The organism is Burkholderia sp. MBR-1, from assembly GCF_013822785.1.
GTDB lineage: Bacteria > Pseudomonadota > Gammaproteobacteria > Burkholderiales > Burkholderiaceae > Burkholderia > Burkholderia vietnamiensis.
On the sequence record NZ_CP053609.1, the window covers coordinates 973,508 to 991,941 of the forward strand.

An 18,434-nucleotide genomic window follows, 5' to 3' on the forward strand; every position below is an offset into this window, starting at 1 on the left:
CATTCCGGTAGGGGAAAGTCAAAGGAGACGGTTGTGGCCGAAATTCAAGTGGAGCGCGCCGACGGCGTGATCACGATCACGATCGCGCGGGCGGCGAAGAAGAACGCGCTGACCGCGGCGATGTACCAGACGATGGCCGATGCGCTCGCCGATGCGCACGAGGACAACGCGATCCGCGCGATCCTGCTGCGCGGCAGCGACGGCAATTTCAGCTCGGGTAACGATCTGGAGGATTTCCTGAAGGCGCCGCCGACGGACGAGCACGCGCCGGTGTTCCAGTTCCTCGGCCGCATCAGCGGCGCGGCGAAGCCGATCGTCGCGGCGGTGCCGGGCATCGCGGTCGGCGTCGGCGTGACGATGCTGTTGCACTGCGATCTCGTCTATGCGGCCGACACCGCGACGTTCTCGCTGCCGTTCGCGCAGCTCGGGCTGTGCCCGGAGGCCGCGTCGAGCGTGCTGTTGCCGCGGCTGGCCGGACATCAGATCGCCGCCGAAAAGCTGCTGCTCGGCGAGCCGTTCGACGCGCTGGAGGCGCACCGGATCGGCATCGTCAATCGCGTGCTGCCGGCGGCCGAACTCGACGCGTTCGCGGCGAAGCAGGCCGCGAAGCTGGCGGCACTGCCCGCGTCGTCGCTGCGCGTGACGAAGGCGCTGCTCAAGGATACCGGCGGCGTCGCGGTGGCCGCGCGGATGGCGGAGGAGGCTGCGCATTTCTCGGCGATGCTGCGCGCGCCGGAAGCGCGCGAGGCGATGACGGCCTTTTTCGAGAAGCGGAAGCCGGATTTTCGGCAATTCGACTGATACGCGGCGCGAACGCTTCGCGATCCAGAACGAGCGCGCGGCCCGGCGCGGCCGAGCGGGACGCTCGGGCCGGCCGGCGGCTCGCCGCGCGGCCCGTCATCGGCGCGTAGGGAAGACGCGCCGAGCGGCATCTCGGTTCGATCCCGCATCGCCGCGCGTTCGCGTGGCACGCCATACCGCGGCAATCGTCGCCGATCGCCGCGCGCGATCGTCCCCCATATCTACTACCGTGCTCCCCGCCGACACTCACGTCGCGGTGTAGCGCCTTCGCTCCTGCCCCCAGCCTGAACGCGGCCCCACGCCGCGCCGCGAGCCCCGGCAACAGCGACAACCACCAAAAATCCCGCCCCGCCTACCGCGACCCGCTCCCGCTCGCAACGGCAAACCTTGTCCGCCGTCAAGTTGCGCTGCCGCAAATTTCCGTACAGTTCGCGGTCGGGTCGCCGCGGCCGGCTGCGTCGCGCGACGGCGGCGCGCGACCGGTGGTACTCCTCAACGACAATCAGGCGAACGAACAATGATCGGACGAATCACCGGCGGGGCGCGTGCGGCACCCGCCATCGGGCTGCTGGCTGGACTCGCCGGATGCAGCGACCTCCACGTGCTCGATCCGAAGGGCGCCGTCGGCGTCGCGGAAAAGTCGCTGATCGCGACGGCCACGTGGACGATGCTGATCGTCGTGGTCCCGGTGATCCTGCTCACGCTGTGGTTTGCATGGCGCTATCGCGCATCCAACCGCAACGCGACCTACGCGCCGAACTGGTCGCACTCGACCGCGATCGAAGTCGTGATCTGGACGGTCCCGACGCTGATCATCCTGTTCCTCGGCGTGCTCACGTGGCGCACGACGCACGAACTCGACCCGTACCGGCCGCTCGAGTCGTCGGTCAAGCCGATCGACGTCGAAGTCGTCGCGCTCGACTGGAAGTGGCTGTTCATCTATCCGCAGCTCGGCATCGCGTCGGTGAACCAGCTCGCGATTCCCGTCGGCACGCCGGTGAACTTCCGCATCACGTCCGATTCGGTGATGAATTCGTTCTTCATCCCGCAACTCGGCACGCAGGTCTATGCGATGGCCGGCATGCAGACGCGCCTGCACCTGATCGCCGACGAAGCCGGCGACTACGCCGGCGTGTCCGCGAACTACAGCGGTCGCGGCTTCTCGGACATGAAGTTCCGCACGCTCGCCGAGCCGCGCGAGCAGTTCGACGCGTGGGTGCAGAAAGTGAAGGCGTCGGCGGACCGGCTCGACATGACCGCGTACGGCACGGTCGCGCAGCCGAGCGAGAAGGCGCCGGTGCGCTATTTCTCGTCGGTGGACCCGAAGCTGTTCCACAACATCATCGCGAAGTACAACAACGGCCATGTCCTCGATCCGAAGGACGCCGCCTGCACGACGAAGGGGTAACGCATGCTAGGCAAACTCACACTATCGGCGATCCCGTTCGATCAGCCCATCATCATGGGCGCGAGCGCGTTCATGGGGCTCGTCGTGTTCGGCATCGTCGCCGCGCTGACGGTGACCGGACGGTGGAAATGGCTGTGGAGCGAGTGGCTGACGTCGGTCGACCACAAGAAGATCGGCGTGATGTATCTGATCGTCGCGGTGCTGATGCTGCTGCGCGGCTTCGCGGACGCCGTGATGATGCGCCTGCAGCTCGCGCTCGCATACAACTCGCCCGGCTATCTGCCGCCGCATCACTATGACCAGGTCTTCACCGCGCACGGCGTGATCATGATCTTCTTCATGGCGATGGCGCTGCTGGTCGCGTTCTTCAACCTGATCGTGCCGCTGCAGATCGGCGCGCGCGACGTCGCGTTCCCGTTCCTGAATTCGCTGTCCTTCTGGATGACGGCGGTCGCCGCGATCCTGATGAACATCTCGCTCGTGATCGGCGAATTCGCGCAGACGGGCTGGCTCGCCTATCCGCCGCTGTCGGAGCTGCAGTTCAGTCCGGGCGTAGGGGTCGACTACTACCTGTGGGCGCTGCAGATCTCGGGCGTCGGCACGCTGATCACCGCGATCAACTTCTTCGTGACGATCGTCAAGATGCGCGCGCCCGGCATGACGCTGATGAAGATGCCGGTGTTCACGTGGACGGCGCTGTGCTCGAACGTGCTGATCATGGCGACGTTCCCGATCCTGACGGTCGCGCTCGCGCTGCTCGGGCTCGATCGCTACCTCGACATGCACTTCTTCACGAACGATGCCGGCGGCAACGCGATGCTGTACCTGAACCTGATCTGGGCGTGGGGCCATCCGGAGGTGTACATCCTCGTGCTGCCCGCGTTCGGCATCTATTCGGAAGTGATCGCGACCTTCGCGAAGAAGCCGCTGTTCGGCTACAAGACGATGGTCTACGCGTCGTGCGTGATCATGGTGCTCGCGTTCCTGGTGTGGCTGCATCACTTCTTCACGATGGGCTCGGGCGCCGACGTCAACGCGTTCTTCGGGATCATGACGATGGTCATCGCGATCCCGACCGGCGTGAAGATCTTCAACTGGCTGTTCACGATGTACCGCGGCCGCATCGAATTCACGACGCCCGTGCTGTGGACGATCGGCTTCATGGTGACGTTCACGCTCGGCGGGATGACCGGCGTGATGATGGCGATTCCGGGCGCCGACTTCGTGCTGCACAACAGCCTGTTCCTGATCGCGCATTTCCACAACGCGATCATCGGCGGCGTCGTGTTCGGCTACTTCGCAGGCGTGCATTACTGGTTCCCGAAGGTGTTCGGGTTCCGGCTCGACGAGAAGTTCGGCAAGCGCGCGTTCTGGTGCTGGTTCCTCGGCTTCTACGCATCGTTCGTGCCGCTGTACGTGCTCGGCTTCATGGGCATGACGCGCCGTCTGAACCACTACGACAACCCGGCATGGCATCCGTGGCTGGTGGCCGCCGCGTGCGGCGTCGTGCTGATCGCGCTCGGCGTGCTCTGCCAGGTCGCATCGGTGTGGGTCGGCTGGCGCAATCGTCACCAGCCGCAGTATCGCGACGCGACCGGCGACCCGTGGAACGGCCGCACGCTCGAATGGGCGACGTCGTCGCCGCCCGCGGTCTACAACTTCGCGGTGATCCCGAACGTGCACGAACTCGACGAGCTCGCGTATCGCAAGGCGAAGGGCCTCGGGCTCGGCCTCGGCAAGAACGTCCGCTACGACGACATTCACATGCCGTCGAACACGAGCGCGGGCTTCTTCGTCGGCATCTTCAGCCTGCTGCTCGGCTTCGCGCTCGTCTGGCACATCTGGTGGCTCGCGATCGCCGCGCTCGTCGGCATCGTCGCGACGGTGGTGCTGTACAGCGCGCAGGACAACGACGGCTATTACATTCCGGCGGACACCGTCCGCCGCATCGAGGAACAACGCGCGGGCGTGCAGCTCGGCGCCGCGGCGCCGGAAGTTGAACTGGAGACGAACTGATGTCGTATCAATCTCTGTCGGGCGCCGCCCCTCATGCGGCCGCGCACCACCATCCGCCGTCGCATTCGGTGTTCGGCTTCTGGCTGTACCTGATGACGGACTGCGTGATCTTCGCGTCGCTGTTCGCCACGTTCGCCGTGCTCGGCAACCAGTTCGCGGGCGGTCCGACCGCGAAGGACCTGTTCGACATTCCGGGCGTCGCGCTCGAGACGGCCGCGCTGCTGCTGTCGAGCATCACGTACGGCTTCGCGATGCTCGGCGCGCAGCGCCGCCGGCGCGGCGCCGTGTTCGTGTGGCTCGCGGTGACGTTCGTGCTGGGCGCCGCGTTTCTCGCGATGGAACTGCGCGAGTTCTCGCACCTGATCGCCGACGGCGCAGGCCCGCAGCGCAGCGCGTTCCTGTCGGCGTTCTTCGCGCTGGTCGGCACGCACGGGCTGCACGTGGCGGTCGGCCTGTTGTGGATGGTGGTGCTGGTCGTGCAGATGGCGCGCGGCTCGGGCATGACCGAGCGCGACGTGCGGCGTCTCACGTGCCTGAGCCTCTTCTGGCACTTCCTCGACATCGTCTGGATCTGCGTGTTCTCCTTCGTCTACCTCGCGAGCGTGATCTAAATGGCTCATTCGGAACTCATCCACCACGACGAAGCGCACGGCACGGCCCGTGGCTACGTCGTCGGCTTCGTGCTGTCGGTGCTGCTCACGGCAGCGTCGTTCGGGCTGGTGATGGCAGGCGTGCTCGCGCCGAAGGCGGCGCTCATCGCGCTCGCGGTGCTCGCGTTCGCGCAGATCCTCGTGCATCTGGTGTGCTTCCTGCACATGAACACCGCGTCGAGCCAGCGCTGGAACGTGATGGCGTTCAGCTATACGGTGCTGACCGCGCTGATCCTGATCGTCGGGACATTGTGGGTGATGCACAACGTCAGCATGAACATGATGTCGCGCTAAGCGGCGCGGCTTCCCCTTTTCAGGCGCGCGTACCGCGCGCCTTCTCCGCATCATGAACAATCACGATACTCATACTCCGGTTCGCGCCGACGAGCCGATCCCGCATCGCAAGGTCATCCGCGCCTGGCTCGTGCCGTTCGCCACGCGCGAGATCGCGCGCCCGATCCTGCTGCTGGTGCTCGATTACCTGCTGCTGTTCGCCGCGTTCGCCGGCGCGCTGCTGCTCGGCTCGATCGTCGGCAAGATCGTCTGCGGGATGGCGGCCGGCTTCATCACCGGGCGACTGTTCATCATCGGGCACGACGCGTGCCATCAGAGCCTCACGCCGAACCGCGGGCTGAACCGCTGGCTCGGCCGCATCGCGTTTCTGCCGTCGCTGACGCCATACAGCCTGTGGGAAGTCGGGCACAACGTCGTGCACCACGGCTATACGAACCTGAAGGGCTTCGACTTCGTCTGGGCGCCGCATACGCCGGCGGAGTTCGCCGCGCTGTCGCCGACGCGCCGGCTGCTCGATCGCATCTACCGGAGCGGCTGGGCGCCGGGCCTCTACTATCTCGTCGAGATCTGGTGGCTGCGGATGTACTTCCCGAGCCGCGGCTATATCGGCGCGTCGCGGCCGGTGTTCCGGCGCGACTGCCTGCTGGTGACGGCTTTCGCCGCCGTGTGGATCGCCGCCGTCGTCGCGGTCGCGCTGCGCACGCATCAATCGGTCGCGCTGCTGCTCGCGACCGGCGTGCTCGTGCCGTTCCTGTTCTGGTGTTCGATGATCGGCTTCGTCGTGTACGTGCACCATACCGACCCGCGCATCGCATGGCACGCGAACCGCGCCGAATGGTCGAACGCCGCGCCGTTCGTGTCGACCACGCTGCACCTGACGTTCCCGTTCGGCATCGGCGGCCTGCTGCATCACATCATGGAGCACACCGCGCATCACGTCGACATGAGCGTGCCGCTGTACCGGCTCAAGCCGGCGCAGACGAAGCTGGAAGACATGCTGCCCGGCCGGATCGTCGTGCAGCGCTTCAGCCTGCGCTGGTACTTCGACACGGCGCGCCGCTGCAAGCTCTACGACACCGACCTCAAGCTGTGGACCGACTATCGCGGCAAGCGCACGAGCGATGCGGCGCCCGAGGTGCACACGGTGCAGCGTGCGGCGTCCGATGCGGCCGACACGGCGAACCATGCGCCGGCCGCGACCGCTCACGCGGTGCCGTAATCCACGTGGCCGGTCTCGCGGCAGAAGCTCACCAGCCGCAGGCCGGCCGTCTTTGCGATCGTGACCGCGAGCGACGACGGCGCCGAGATCGTCGCGACCATCGGAATGCCGACGCGCGCCGACTTGCGCACCAGTTCGTAGCTCGCGCGGCTCGACAAAAACACGAAGCCGTCGGTCAGGTCGGCGCGCGCGAGCACCAGCGAACCGATCAGCTTGTCGAGCGCGTTGTGGCGGCCGACGTCCTCGAACGCGGTGCGGATCGCGCCCGTTGCATCGCACCACGCGGCCGCATGCAGGCCGCCGGTCAGCTGCGTGAGCGCCTGATGGGCCGGTAGCGCGCGTGCGGCGCGCGCGAGCGCGTCGGGCGCGACGCGCGCGAGAAAGCCGGTGTCGGGCACGCGCTCCGGCGCGAGATCGAGCAGGTCGATGCTTTCGATGCCGCACACGCCGCAGCCGGTGCGGCCGGCGAGCGCGCGGCGCCGCTCCTTCAGCGCGGCGAACGCCTGCTGGACCACTTCGAGGTGCACCTGCGCATACGGCAGCGGCGCGTCGGCGTGCACGCTCACGTCGATGTCCTTGATGTCGCTGCCGCGCTCGACGATCCCTTCGGAGATCGCGAAGCCGACCGCGAACGCCTCGAGGTCGCGCGGCGTACACATCATCACCGCATGCGAGATGCCGTTGAAGACGAGCGCGACCGGCCATTCCTGGCCGACGTAATCGTGCGCGGCCTCGACCGCGCCGCCGCGCGTGCGACGCACCGGCAACTCGATCGCGCCGCGCGGTTCTTCTGTGTCAGTCGGATTCACGGGCACTCCGGTGGATGGGGCGGTTGCGGCGTCGATCATGTCGGCCGCGCGCGCCCGGAGGTTCTAAAATACCTCAGGCAGGCCGGCCGCGCCGGCATCCGACACTCAGGTAACGACCATGGGACTCAGCGACGCTCCGCTGCTATTCGATTTCGAACACGATTCGTCGGAAAACCTGACGTACATCCCGATGATCGTGCGCTTCAATCTCGACCGCTTCGGTCTGCGCATCTCGCTCGAGCAGTGGCAGCTGCTGCCGCTGGAGGACCGCAAGCTGCTCGCACGCTTTCCCGCCGACGACGATACCGCGATCGAGCCCAATTTCGATCACGCGCTGTTCGAGATGCTGCGCACGCATGCCGATCTCGAGCCGTCGTGGTTTCAGCCGGACGAGCAGCCGGGCTGGCGCGACACCGGCTCGGTGCCCGATGCGCTGGTGCAGCAAAGCGCGCTGGCCGGGCTGCCGCCGCCCGCGCTGGCGCAGTGGCAGCAGCTCGCGCCGTTTCAGCGCTACGTGCTGATGAAGCTGTCGCGCAAGCCGACGCTGAACCACGATTTCGTGCCGGCGATGCACGAGTTCGGGCTGACGGCTGCGCACTGACGCGCCTGCTGCGGCCCGTCGGCGCGGCTGCCGGTCACAGCGGCGGCAGCGGCCGCGGCTTGCGGTCGGCGCCGGTTGCGACGTAGGTGAGCGTGGCTTCGGTGACCTTCACGATTTCGCCCATCAGCCGCATGCGCTGCGCGTACACCTCGACGTCGACCGTCACCGACGTGTTGCCGGTGCGCATGATCGTCGCGTAGAAGCTCAGCACGTCGCCGACGAACACCGGCTGCTTGAACACGAACGAATTGACCGCGACCGTCGCGACGCGGCCGTTGGCACGCTGGCTCGCCGGAATCGAGCCGGCGATGTCGACCTGCGACATGATCCAGCCGCCGAACACGTCGCCGTGGACGTTGGCGTCGTGCGGTTGCGGGACGACGCGCAGGGCGGGCTGTTTCTGCGGGAGCTCGAGGATCGGATCGGTCATGGCGGGGGCTTTCATCCTGTAATAAATGCGCCGCCGCGCGCAGCCCGGCCGGCCGGGCCGCCGGCAGCGGCGCGTAGCGGCTTCTGCGACAATACAACGACCATAAATTGTACGAGAAAGCGGGCGAGCGGGCCGCCGCAGCCATGCGCCTGACGCCGCCGCCGATCCTCCCCATGCGCCGATATTCCGCTTCCGGCGAGCCCGCGCCGGCTCCCACCGGGCCCCGCAACGACTGGCAGACCATCCGCTCGCTGCTGCCTTACCTCGCGACCTACAAATGGCGCGTCGCGCTCGCGCTCGGCTGCCTGATCGGCGCGAAGGTCGCGAACCTCGGCGTGCCGGTCGTGATGAAGCGCATCGTCGATCATCTGTCCGCCGTGCAGCAGCTCACCGCGCTCGGCCGCGCCGAGCAGTCGGCCGGCATCGTGCTCGCGGGCGGCGTCGGGCTGCTCGTGGTGGCCTATGCGCTGGTGCGGCTGTCGACGTCGCTGTTTACCGAGTTGCGCGAAATTCTGTTCTCGAAGGTGACCGAGAGCGCGGTGCGCCAGCTCGCGCTGCAGGTGTTCCGGCATCTGCACGGGCTGTCGCTGCGGTTCCATCTCGAACGCCAGACGGGCGGCATGTCGCGCGACATCGAGCGCGGCACCCGCGGCATTCAGCAGCTGATTTCCTATTCGCTGTACAGCATCCTGCCGACGCTCGTCGAGGTCGGCCTCGTGCTCGGCTTCTTCGTGGTCAAGTACGAAGCGTATTACGCGTACGTGACGTTCGCGGCGCTCGTCACCTACATCGTGTTCACCGTGAAGGTCACCAACTGGCGCACGCACTTCCGCCGCACGATGAACGAGCTCGATTCGCGCGCGAACTCGCGGGCGATCGACTCGCTGATCAATTACGAAACGGTCAAGTACTTCGGCAACGAGGAGTGGGAGACGCAGCGCTACGACGAGAACCTGAAGCGCTACCGCCAGGCCGCGATCCGCTCGCAGAATTCGCTGTCGCTGCTGAACTTCGGGCAGCAGGCGATCATCGGCACGGGGCTCGTGTTCATCCTGTGGCGCGCGACGCAGGGCGTGCTGGCCGGCAAGCTGACGCTCGGCGATCTGGTGCTGATCAACACGTTCATGCTGCAGTTGTACATCCCGCTGAATTTTCTCGGCGTCGTCTATCGGGAGCTCAAGCAGAGCCTCACCGACATGGACCGGATGTTCGGGCTGCTGTCGGCTGCGAAGGAAGTCGCGGATCTGCCCGACGCGCGCGCGCTCGCGGTGGCCGGCGCGCAGGTGCGCTTCGAGCACGTGAACTTCGCATACGAGCCGGCGCGGCCGATCCTGCACGACGTGTCGTTCACGATCGATGCGGGCACGACGACCGCGGTGGTCGGCCATAGCGGGTCGGGCAAGTCGACGCTGTCGCGGCTGCTGTTTCGCTTCTACGACCTCGACCGGCACACGGGCGGCGCGATCCGGATCGACGGGCAGGACATCCGCGACGTCACGCAGGACTCGCTGCGCGCCTCGATCGGCATCGTGCCGCAGGACACCGTGCTGTTCAACGACTCGATCTACTACAACATCGCGTACGGCCGCCCGAGCGCGAGCCGCGACGAAGTGATCGCGGCCGCGCGCGCCGCGCACATCCACGACTTCATCGAAAGCCTGCCGAAGGGCTATGACACACCGGTCGGCGAGCGCGGGCTGAAATTGTCGGGCGGCGAGAAGCAGCGCGTCGCGATCGCGCGCACGCTGCTGAAGAACCCGCCGATCCTGCTGTTCGACGAGGCGACCTCCGCGCTCGATTCGCGCTCTGAGCGCGCGATCCAGCAGGAGCTCGACCAGATCGCCCGGCACCGGACCACGCTGGTGATCGCGCACCGGCTGTCGACGGTCGTGCACGCGCAGCAGATTCTCGTGATGGACCACGGGCGCATCGTCGAGCGCGGCACGCACGACGAACTCGTGCAAGCGGACGGGCTGTATGCGCAGATGTGGACGCTGCAGCAGCAGCGTGCGGCGACGGGTGGGGAGGCGGCGGAGGCTGCTTGAGTTGTTGCTTGAGGTGTTGTTTGCGAGCGCGGATGTTGCGGTGCGTGCCGAGGGCGCGCGCTACGCTGCGGGCGGTGAGGCGGTGAGGCGGTGAGGCGGTGCGCCGTTATCGCCGCGTTGCCCGGCGCGGCGATCCGCGCCGATTCAAGGCCTGCCGGTGGTCGTCGACCGCCGGGACGATGCCGCCGCATGCGGCACCCGCCCACCGCGTCGCGTCATGCCGCGCCGCCCCGCGTATCGATCAACCCGCGGCCCGCAGCCGCGCATCGAGTTCACCGAGCTGCGCCGGCGTGCCGACGTTCTCCCACACGCCGTCGTACCGTTCGCCGGTCGCGCGGCCCGCTTCGATCGCCGCACGATAGTACGGCGTCAGCGCGCGCCGCGTGCCGGGTTCGAGATCGCGGAACATCCGCGTGTCGTACAGGCCGATGTTGCCGAACGTGAGCCGCGCGGGGCCGTCGAGCGACAGGCGGTCGTCGTCGCCGAGCGCGAAGTCGCCGGCCGGATGGAACGGCGGGTTCGGGACCATCACCAGGTGCATCGCGGGCGCTTCGAGCGCGGCCATCGGCGCCGCGCGCGACGCGAGCGTGCGGTAGTCGAATTCGCAGAACACGTCGCCGCTGACGGCGGCGAACACCGTCGGCCGGCCGTCGCGCTCGAGCAGCGGCAGCGCCTGCGCGATGCCGCCGGCGGTCTCGAGCGCTTCGCGCTCGGCCGAATACGCGAGCCGCACGCCCCAGCGCGAACCGTCGCCGAGCGCCGCCTCGACCTGCGCGCCGAGCCACGCGTGGTTGATCACGATCGTGTCGATGCCGGCGCGCGCGAGCGCCTCGATCTGCCAGACGATCAGCGGCTTGCCGCCGGCTTCGAGCAACGGTTTCGGGCGGGTGTCGGTCAGCGGGCGCATCCGTTCGCCGCGCCCGGCGGCGAAGATCATCGCGGTGGTCAGGGTCGTGCTCATGTTCGGCAGGTCGTGCGGGCGCTCAGAACGTGTAGCCGACATCGGCCGCGCCCTTGCCCTCGAGCTCGTCGAGCAGCTTCGCGAACGGCACGAGCGGACGGTAGCGCAGCGCGACCTTGCGTGCATAGGCGACGAAGCGCGGCAGGTCGGCCAGGTAATGCGGCTTGCCGTCGCGATAGTTGATCCGCGCGAACAGGCCGAGAATCTTGATGTGGCGCTGCAGCCCCATCCATTCGAGCTGGCGGTAGAACTCGCCGAAATCCGGATCGACCGGCAGGCCGGCCTTCTTCGCCTTTTCCCAGTAATACGCGAAGCAGTCGAGTTCGAACTCCTCGTCCCAGCTGATGAACGCGTCGCGCAGCAGCGACACGACGTCGTAGGTCAGCGGCCCGTACACGGCGTCCTGGAAGTCCAGCACGCCGGGGTTCGGCTCGCACACCATCAGGTTGCGCGGCATGAAGTCGCGCAGCATGAAGCCCTGCGGCTGCGCGCGGGCGCTCGCGATCAGCAGCGCGAACGTGCGGTCGAGCGTGCCGCGCATCGCGTCGTCGACCGGTTTGCCGAGGTGCCGGCCGATCAGCCATTCGGGCAGCAGCTCCATCTCGCGGCGCAGGAACGTCTCGTCGAACGGCGGCAGCACGTCGGGCGCCGACGCCAGCTGGAAGCGGATCAGCGCGTCGAGCGCGGCGCGCATCAGCCCGCGTGCGGCAGCCGGATCGGCCGGATCGAGCACCGAGATGTACGACGTGCGGCCGAGGTCGGTCACGAGCATGAAGCCGGCGTCGAAGTCGTGGGCCAGTACCTCGGGCACGTGGTTGCCGGCCGCGGCGAGCAGTTGCGCGACCTGGACGAACTCGCGGCACTTCTCGGGCGGCGGCGCGTCGACCGCGATCAGCGAGCCGCCCGGGCTGTTTGCCGACGCGACGCGGAAATAGCGGCGGAAACTGGCGTCCGAAGACGCGGGCGCGAGGGTGGACAGATCGAGCGCGTGGCGCTCGGCGAGCGGGCGCAGCCACGCGGTGAGCGCGTCGAGGCGGGCGTCGGGCTGGGATGCGGCGGATGGGGGCGTCATGAAACTCGGCGGAGGGGGGAACGTCTTGCCATATAATACCCCACGACTTTTTTGACGCGCCCCGCGTCAGCTTCCGCCGCACCGGCCAGTTGCCTGTCGCGCCGTCCGCCCGCTCGCCTTCCCGGTTTGCGCTCAGCCGCAGTCGCGGTGCGACGGTGCGGCCCGCCGAGCGCGGCGGTGCCGTGCAGCGACGGTTGACAAGGGGCGATTCGCCAAACGATAGATGCCGCCCAAACCGCTATTCCCGAATGTCTTCCCCGGTGACGGGGCGCCGCGCAAAAGGCGGCTCGCGCTCGCGCTCCTGGCCGTGCCCGGCCTCGTGCCGGCCGTGTCGTACGCGCAGTTGTCGGGCGCGGCCGCGCAACCGCAGCCGCTCGGCTCGCCGTGGGACCTGCGCCTTGCCCCGCAGCTCGAGGATCACCCGCTGAAGGACGGCGCGAAGCCGGCCGCCTTCGTGATCGCCGACCACACGAGCGGCACGGCCGAGCAGGATCTGGCCGCGAAGGGCTCGGCCGAGCTGCGCCGCGGCGACGCGGTCGTGAAGGCCGACGCGATCCACTACGATCAGGACACCGACATGGCCGACGCGTACGGCCAGGTGAGGGTGATCAACGGCGGCACGTCGTTCGCTGGCCCCGAGGCGCATCTGAAGGTCGAGGCGAACCAGGGCTTCATGACGGCGCCGAAGTACCACTTCAACGTGACGGGCGGCTCGGGCAGCGCGGAGCGCGTCGACCTGCTCGACAGCGAGCGCTCGGTGTTCGTGAACGGCACCTACACCGCATGCCAGTGCGCGACCGATCCCGCGTGGTACATCAAGGGCAGCCGCTTCGACTTCGATACGGGCGCCGACGAAGGCACCGCGCGCAACGGCGTGCTGTTCTTCCAGGGCGTGCCGATCTTCGCGAGCCCGTGGCTCACGTTCCCGCTGTCGGGCGACCGGCGCAGCGGCCTGCTGCCGCCGACCTTCTCGATGAACTCGAACAACGGGTTCGAGCTGTCGCTGCCGTACTACTTCAACATCGCGCCGAACCGCGACCTGACGATCACGCCGCGCATCATCTCGCGGCGCGGCGTGCAGACGGAAGCGACGTTCCGCTATCTGTCGCCGTCGTACTCGGGCACGTTCACGGCCAACTACCTGCCGGACGACCGCCTCGCGCACCGCAACCGCTACGCGATCTACTGGCAGCACCAGCAGAACTTCGGCAGCGGTTTCGCCGGCTACGTCTACTACAACAAGGTCTCGGACAATACCTATCCCGAAGACCTTGGGTCGATGAACCAGTTCATCAACGGGACGCAGACGCTGTACCAGCAGGAAGCCGGCATCACGTACAACAAGGGTCCGTGGTCGGTGCTCGCGCGCTACCAGCACTGGCAGACGCTGCCGCCGTCGATCTCGCCGTACAGCCGCGAGCCGCAGTTGAACGTGAAGTACACGAAGTACAACGTCGGCGGCTTCGACTTCGGCGCGGAAGCCGACTATTCGCGCTTTCGCATCACGACCGCCGATTCGACCGAAGGCGACCGGATCGTCTTCAATCCGTACATCGCCTACGGCGTGTACGGGCCCGGCTACTTCGTCGTGCCGAAGGTCCAGTACCACCTCGCGTCGTACGACCTGAACCATCTGTCGTCGAGCACGCCGAACAGCCCGAAGCACTTCACCGAGTCGATCCCGACCGTGAGCTTCGACTCGGGCCTGATCTTCGACCGCTCGGTCCATCTGTTCGGCCAGGACTTCATCCAGACGCTCGAGCCGCGCCTGTACTACGTCTACACGCCGTATCGCGACCAGTCGAACGCGCCGCTGTTCGATACCGCCGAGTCGGATTTCGGGCTCGCGGAGATCTACCAGCCGAACACGTTCGTCGGCAACGACCGGATCGCGGACGCGAACCGGATCACGGCCGGCCTGACCTCGCGCTTCATCGATCCGCGTACCGGCGACGAGCGCGCGCGCTTCGTGGTCGCGCAGCAGTACTACTTCGCGAATCAGCGCGTGGCGCTGAACTCGAACCAGAGCGGCGTGCTGGCGCGCCATTCCGACCTGATCGTCGGCGCGGCGCTGAAGCTCGGCTCCGGCTTCATGTCGGAGACGGCGTTCCAGTACAACCAGAACAACAACCAGCTCGTGAAGTCGAGCATCGGTTTCGGCTTCAGCCCGGGCGAGCGCCGCGTGATCAACGTCGGCTACCGCTATACGCGCTCGAACACGACGCTCGACAACCAGCCGATCAACCAGTTCCTGGTGTCCGCGCAATGGCCGCTCACGCGGCGCCTGTATGCGGTCGGTCGCTTCAACTACGACCTGGCCGCCGATCGGGTCGTCGACGGTCTGCTCGGCTTACAATACGACGCGGATTGCTGGGCGCTCGGCGTCGGGATCCAGCGGTACGCGAACGGCGTGAACACGTCGGGGCAGCAGAACTCGTCGACGCGCTTCATGATGCAGCTCACGTTGAAGGGGCTGTCGAGCATCGACAACGGGCTCGTCGCCGCCTTCCGCGCCGGCGTGCCGGGCTACCAGCCGCTGCCGTCCGCGCCGCCGCCGATGTCCCGCTTCAGCAACTACGAGTAACGCCGGCTTGTCCGCACCGGTCAGCACGCTTTCAATGGAGTATCAGTGGCAATGAAGAAAACCCTTCGTTTCGCGGCAGTCGTGTCCAGCCTCGCCGCGTCCGCCGCGCTGCTCGCCGCTGCGCCGGCCGCGGCGCAGGCGCTCGGTTCGCAAGGCGCGCAACTGACCGACGAAGTCGTCGCGGTCGTCAACAACGACGTGATCACGGGCCGCGAACTCGACCAGCGGGTCGGCCTGATCGCGCGCCGGCTGCAGCAGCAGAACGCGCCCGTGCCGCCGGCCGAACAGTTGCGTGCGCAGGTGCTGAACCAGATGGTGCTCGAGCGCATCCAGGTGCAGAAGGCGAAGGACGACGGCATCCGCATCGACGACGCCACCGTGCAGTCCACGCTGCAGCGCCTCGCACAGGCGAACGGCATGACGCTCGACCAGTATCGCGCGCGCCTGGAGGCGCAAGGCGTGCCGTGGAGCGTCTTCACGAGCGATGCGCGCACCGAGCTGATGCTGTCGAAGCTGCGCGAGCGCGAGGTCGACGGCAAGATCACCGTGTCGGACGCCGAGGTCGCGAACTACATCGCGAGCCAGCGCGGGCCGAACGCGTCGCAGCAGCAGGATCTGCGCTTCCAGCACATCTTCATCAAGGCGCCCACCAACGCGCCGCAAGCCGACATCGAAGCCGCGCAGAAGAAGGCCGAGGCGCTGCTGCAGCAAGCGACGTCGGGCGCCGATTTCGAGAAGCTCGCACGCAACAATTCGGAAGCGAACGACGCGAAGAAGGGCGGCGACCTCGGCTTCAAGGCACCGAGCACGCTGCCGCCTGACGTCGTCGCGGCCGCGTCGAAGCTGCGTCCCGGCCAAGTCAATCCGACGCTGATCCGCGTGCCGGACGGCTTCGAGATCATCCGGCTGGTCGATCGCCGCCAGAGCCAGGGCGCGAGCGCGGCGGCGCCGAAGATCGTGCAGACGCACGTGCGCCACATCCTGCTGCGCGTCGGCGAAGGCAAGTCGGAAAACCAGGCGCGCCAGCAGCTGCTCGACATCCGCAAGCAGGTCGAGGCCGGCGGCGATTTCGCGAAGTTCGCGCGCACTTACTCGCAGGACGGGTCGGCGTCGCAGGGCGGCGATCTCGGCTGGATCAGCCCGGGCGAGACCGTGCCGGAATTCGAGCGCGCGATGAACAACCTGCAGGACGGCCAGATCAGCCAGCCGGTGCGCACCGAGTACGGCTATCACCTGATCCAGGTGATCGACCGGCGCGAGGCCGAAGGGTCGGTGCAGCAGCAGATGGACATCGCCCGCCAGGCGATCGGCCAGCGCAAGGCCGAGCAGGCATATGCCGACTGGCTGCGCGAGCTGCGCGACTCGTCGTACGTGCAGTACAAGATCGACGGCGTCGGGCCGGCGAACTGAGCGAGCTTCAGATGACGGCAGCCGCGTTGCAGATCGCGATCACGACTGGCGAGCCCGCGGGCGTCGGCCCTGAGCTGACCGTGCAGGCGTTGCAGGATGCCGCGCGGCGCTGGCCGGACGCGCAGTTCACCGTGCTCGGCGACGCCGCGCTGCTCGACGCACGCGCGGCTGCCGTCGGCGCCGACCGTGCGGTGCTCGCGGGCGGCCCGGTGTCGGTGCAACATCATCCGCTCGCGGCGCCCGCGCACGCGGGCACGCTGGACGCGGCCAACGGCCGCTACGTGCTCGCGCTGCTCGATGCGGCGATCGACGGCGCGCTGGCCGGCCGCTACGACGCGATCGTCACGGCCCCGCTGCAAAAGAGCACCATCAACGATGCCGGCGTACCGTTCACCGGCCATACCGAATACCTGGCCGAACGCACGCACACGCCGCGCGTCGTGATGATGCTGGCCGGTACCGGCGAGCGGCCGCTGCGCGTCGCGCTCGCGACCACGCATCTGCCGCTGAAGGACGTGTCGGCCGCGCTGACGATCGACGGGCTCGTCGACACGCTCGCGATCATCGATCGCGACCTGCGGCGCGACTTCGGTCTCGCGGCGCCGCGCATCCTCGTGACGGGGCTGAACCCGCACGCTGGGGAGAACGGCTATCTCGGCCGCGAGGAGATCGACGTGATCGCGCCGGCGCTGGCCCGCGCGAGCGAGCGCGGCATCGATGCGCGCGGCCCGTATCCGGCCGACACGCTGTTCCAGCCGCGCTATCTGGCCGGCGCCGATTGCGTGCTGGCGATGTTCCACGATCAGGGCCTGCCCGTGCTGAAGTATGCGACCTTCGGCGAGGGCATCAACGTCACGCTCGGGCTGCCGATCATCCGCACGTCGGTCGATCATGGCACCGCTCTGGATCTGGCCGGCACCGGCCGCGCCGATCCGGGCAGCATGGTCGCGGCGCTCGACACGGCCGTCACGATGGCGCGCCATCGCCGCGCATCCTGACGCGCGCAGTTCCACCTCATTCGTCGCATTTTTGGTTTTTCTCAGTCGATGTCGAACAGCAGACAGCACCAAGGCCACTTCGCGCGCAAGCGCTTCGGGCAGAACTTCCTCGTCGATCACGGTGTGATCGACTCGATCGTCGCGACGATCGGCCCCGTGCGCGGCCAGCGGATGGTCGAGATCGGCCCGGGCCTCGGCGCGCTGACCGAGCCGCTGATCGCGCGCGTCGCCACGCCGGAGTCGCCGCTGCACGCAGTCGAGCTCGACCGCGACCTGATCGGGCGCTTGCAGCAGCGCTTCGGCGCGCTGCTCGAACTGCACGCGGGCGATGCGCTCGCGTTCGACTTCGGCTCGCTCGCGGCGCCGGGCGACGCGCCGTCGCTGCGAATCGTCGGCAACCTGCCGTACAACATTTCGAGCCCGCTGCTGTTCCATCTGATGACGTTCGCGCCTGTCGTGATCGACCAGCATTTCATGCTGCAGAACGAAGTGGTCGAGCGGATGGTCGCGGAGCCGGGCACGAAGGCGTTCTCGCGGTTGTCGGTGATGCTGCAGTACCGCTACGTGATGGACAAGATGCTCGATGTGCCGCCGGAATCGTTCCAGCCGCCGCCGAAGGTCGATTCGGCGATCGTGCGGATGATTCCGTACGCACCGCACGAACTGCCGGACGTCGATCCGGTGCTGCTCGGCGAACTCGTCACGGCCGCGTTCTCGCAGCGCCGCAAGATGCTGCGCAACACGCTCGGCGAGTATCGCGACACGATCGATTTCGACGCGCTCGGCTTCGATCTGGCGCGGCGCGCGGAGGACGTGAGCGTGGCCGAATATGTCGGCGTCGCGCAGGCGCTTGCCCGCGCGCGCAACGTCGCGCAGTGACGCAAGCGCACGGGCGACCGTGCGCGGGTTCGGGGTTCGGAAGGCTGCCTTTGAGGGTGGCCTTTTTGTTTTTGGGGGCCGTGGCGGATGCGGCTGCCGATGCAGTTGTGGATGCGGGTGCGGTAGTGGCGGCGTTTGCGGAGGTGGATGTGGTCGCGGCTGCTGTTGAGGTTGATGCTCCGGATGCCGATGCCGATGCCGATGCGGCTGAGGCTACCGTTGCAGTCCCAGTCCCAGTCTCAGTCCCAGTCCCAGTC

General features: G+C 67.7%; 16 protein-coding genes. 12 read left to right on the top strand and 4 right to left on the bottom strand.

Annotated features, from left to right (window positions below; genetic code table 11):
• Positions 1–33: 33 nt before the first annotated feature.
• The 6 genes from MBR110_RS04455 to MBR110_RS04480 all read left to right on the top strand — a co-directional run bounded on the left by MBR110_RS04455 (position 34) and on the right by MBR110_RS04480 (position 6,388).
• Complete coding sequence (locus tag MBR110_RS04455) at positions 34–801, top strand: enoyl-CoA hydratase (RefSeq protein WP_034192697.1); 768 nt, start codon at positions 34–36, stop codon at positions 799–801.
• A gap of 517 nt (positions 802–1,318) precedes the next feature.
• Positions 1,319–2,209: a ubiquinol oxidase subunit II gene (gene cyoA, locus MBR110_RS04460; protein WP_014723614.1), complete on the top strand. Its 891-nt coding sequence runs from the start codon at positions 1,319–1,321 to the stop codon at positions 2,207–2,209.
• A 3-nt stretch (positions 2,210–2,212) separates the two neighbouring features.
• Entirely contained in the window at positions 2,213–4,225 is a 2,013-nt protein-coding gene (gene cyoB / locus MBR110_RS04465; RefSeq protein ID WP_059622613.1) for a cytochrome o ubiquinol oxidase subunit I, read from the top strand.
• Positions 4,225–4,836 carry a cytochrome o ubiquinol oxidase subunit III gene (cyoC, locus tag MBR110_RS04470; RefSeq protein WP_011885984.1) on the top strand — a complete coding sequence of 204 codons (612 nt, stop codon included), beginning with the start codon at positions 4,225–4,227 and terminating at the stop codon, positions 4,834–4,836. The genes cyoB and cyoC overlap by 1 nt, the downstream gene beginning before the upstream one ends.
• The gene (gene cyoD / locus MBR110_RS04475) at positions 4,837–5,169 is read left to right on the top strand and encodes a cytochrome o ubiquinol oxidase subunit IV (protein WP_059455747.1); all 333 of its coding nucleotides are present in this window, start codon (positions 4,837–4,839) and stop codon (positions 5,167–5,169) included.
• Positions 5,170–5,221: 52 nt separating this feature from the next.
• On the top strand, positions 5,222–6,388 hold the full coding sequence (locus tag MBR110_RS04480; RefSeq protein ID WP_059474997.1) for a fatty acid desaturase: 1,167 nt from the start codon (positions 5,222–5,224) through the stop codon (positions 6,386–6,388).
• Here MBR110_RS04480 and fdhD read toward each other — a convergent pair.
• Entirely contained in the window at positions 6,373–7,236 is an 864-nt protein-coding gene (gene fdhD, locus MBR110_RS04485) for a formate dehydrogenase accessory sulfurtransferase FdhD (protein ID WP_232356056.1), read from the bottom strand. The genes MBR110_RS04480 and fdhD overlap by 16 nt on opposite strands.
• A 79-nt stretch (positions 7,237–7,315) precedes the next feature.
• On the opposite strand from fdhD, the gene MBR110_RS04490 reads away from it, so the two are divergent.
• Positions 7,316–7,798, top strand: a complete 483-nt coding sequence (locus MBR110_RS04490) for a nitrate reductase associated protein (protein WP_059461494.1) — start codon at positions 7,316–7,318, stop codon at positions 7,796–7,798.
• Positions 7,799–7,832: 34 nt separating this feature from the next.
• Here the strand turns inward: MBR110_RS04490 and MBR110_RS04495 are convergent, their stop codons facing one another.
• Complete coding sequence (locus MBR110_RS04495; protein WP_014723611.1) at positions 7,833–8,228, bottom strand: acyl-CoA thioesterase; 396 nt, start codon at positions 8,226–8,228, stop codon at positions 7,833–7,835.
• 173 nt (positions 8,229–8,401) lie between these two features.
• Between MBR110_RS04495 and MBR110_RS04500 the strand changes: the two genes are divergently transcribed.
• Entirely contained in the window at positions 8,402–10,273 is a 1,872-nt protein-coding gene (locus MBR110_RS04500; RefSeq protein WP_041493985.1) for an ABCB family ABC transporter ATP-binding protein/permease, read from the top strand.
• Positions 10,274–10,514: 241 nt separating this feature from the next.
• On the opposite strand, the gene murU is transcribed toward MBR110_RS04500, so the two are convergent.
• Both murU and MBR110_RS04510 read right to left on the bottom strand, forming a co-directional pair.
• Positions 10,515–11,234 (bottom strand): N-acetylmuramate alpha-1-phosphate uridylyltransferase MurU, encoded by a 720-nt coding sequence (gene murU, locus MBR110_RS04505; protein ID WP_059735418.1) that lies wholly within the window; start codon positions 11,232–11,234, stop codon positions 10,515–10,517.
• Between the two features lie 22 nt (positions 11,235–11,256).
• Positions 11,257–12,306 (bottom strand): aminoglycoside phosphotransferase family protein, encoded by a 1,050-nt coding sequence (locus MBR110_RS04510; protein ID WP_175899768.1) that lies wholly within the window; start codon positions 12,304–12,306, stop codon positions 11,257–11,259.
• Between the two features lie 223 nt (positions 12,307–12,529).
• Here MBR110_RS04510 and MBR110_RS04515 point away from each other — a divergent pair, with 223 nt between their 5' ends.
• Genes MBR110_RS04515 through rsmA form a run of 4 tightly spaced genes read left to right on the top strand, consistent with a single transcriptional unit; the run spans position 12,530 to position 18,177 of the window.
• The gene (locus MBR110_RS04515) at positions 12,530–14,890 is read left to right on the top strand and encodes an LPS-assembly protein LptD (RefSeq protein WP_034192694.1); all 2,361 of its coding nucleotides are present in this window, start codon (positions 12,530–12,532) and stop codon (positions 14,888–14,890) included.
• Between the two features lie 51 nt (positions 14,891–14,941).
• Positions 14,942–16,300 (top strand): peptidylprolyl isomerase, encoded by a 1,359-nt coding sequence (locus MBR110_RS04520; RefSeq protein ID WP_011885974.1) that lies wholly within the window; start codon positions 14,942–14,944, stop codon positions 16,298–16,300.
• 11 nt (positions 16,301–16,311) lie between these two features.
• The gene (pdxA, locus tag MBR110_RS04525; protein ID WP_011885973.1) at positions 16,312–17,298 is read left to right on the top strand and encodes a 4-hydroxythreonine-4-phosphate dehydrogenase PdxA; all 987 of its coding nucleotides are present in this window, start codon (positions 16,312–16,314) and stop codon (positions 17,296–17,298) included.
• A gap of 48 nt (positions 17,299–17,346) precedes the next feature.
• Positions 17,347–18,177 (top strand): 16S rRNA (adenine(1518)-N(6)/adenine(1519)-N(6))-dimethyltransferase RsmA, encoded by an 831-nt coding sequence (rsmA, locus tag MBR110_RS04530; protein ID WP_034192693.1) that lies wholly within the window; start codon positions 17,347–17,349, stop codon positions 18,175–18,177.
• Positions 18,178–18,434: the final 257 nt, after the last annotated feature.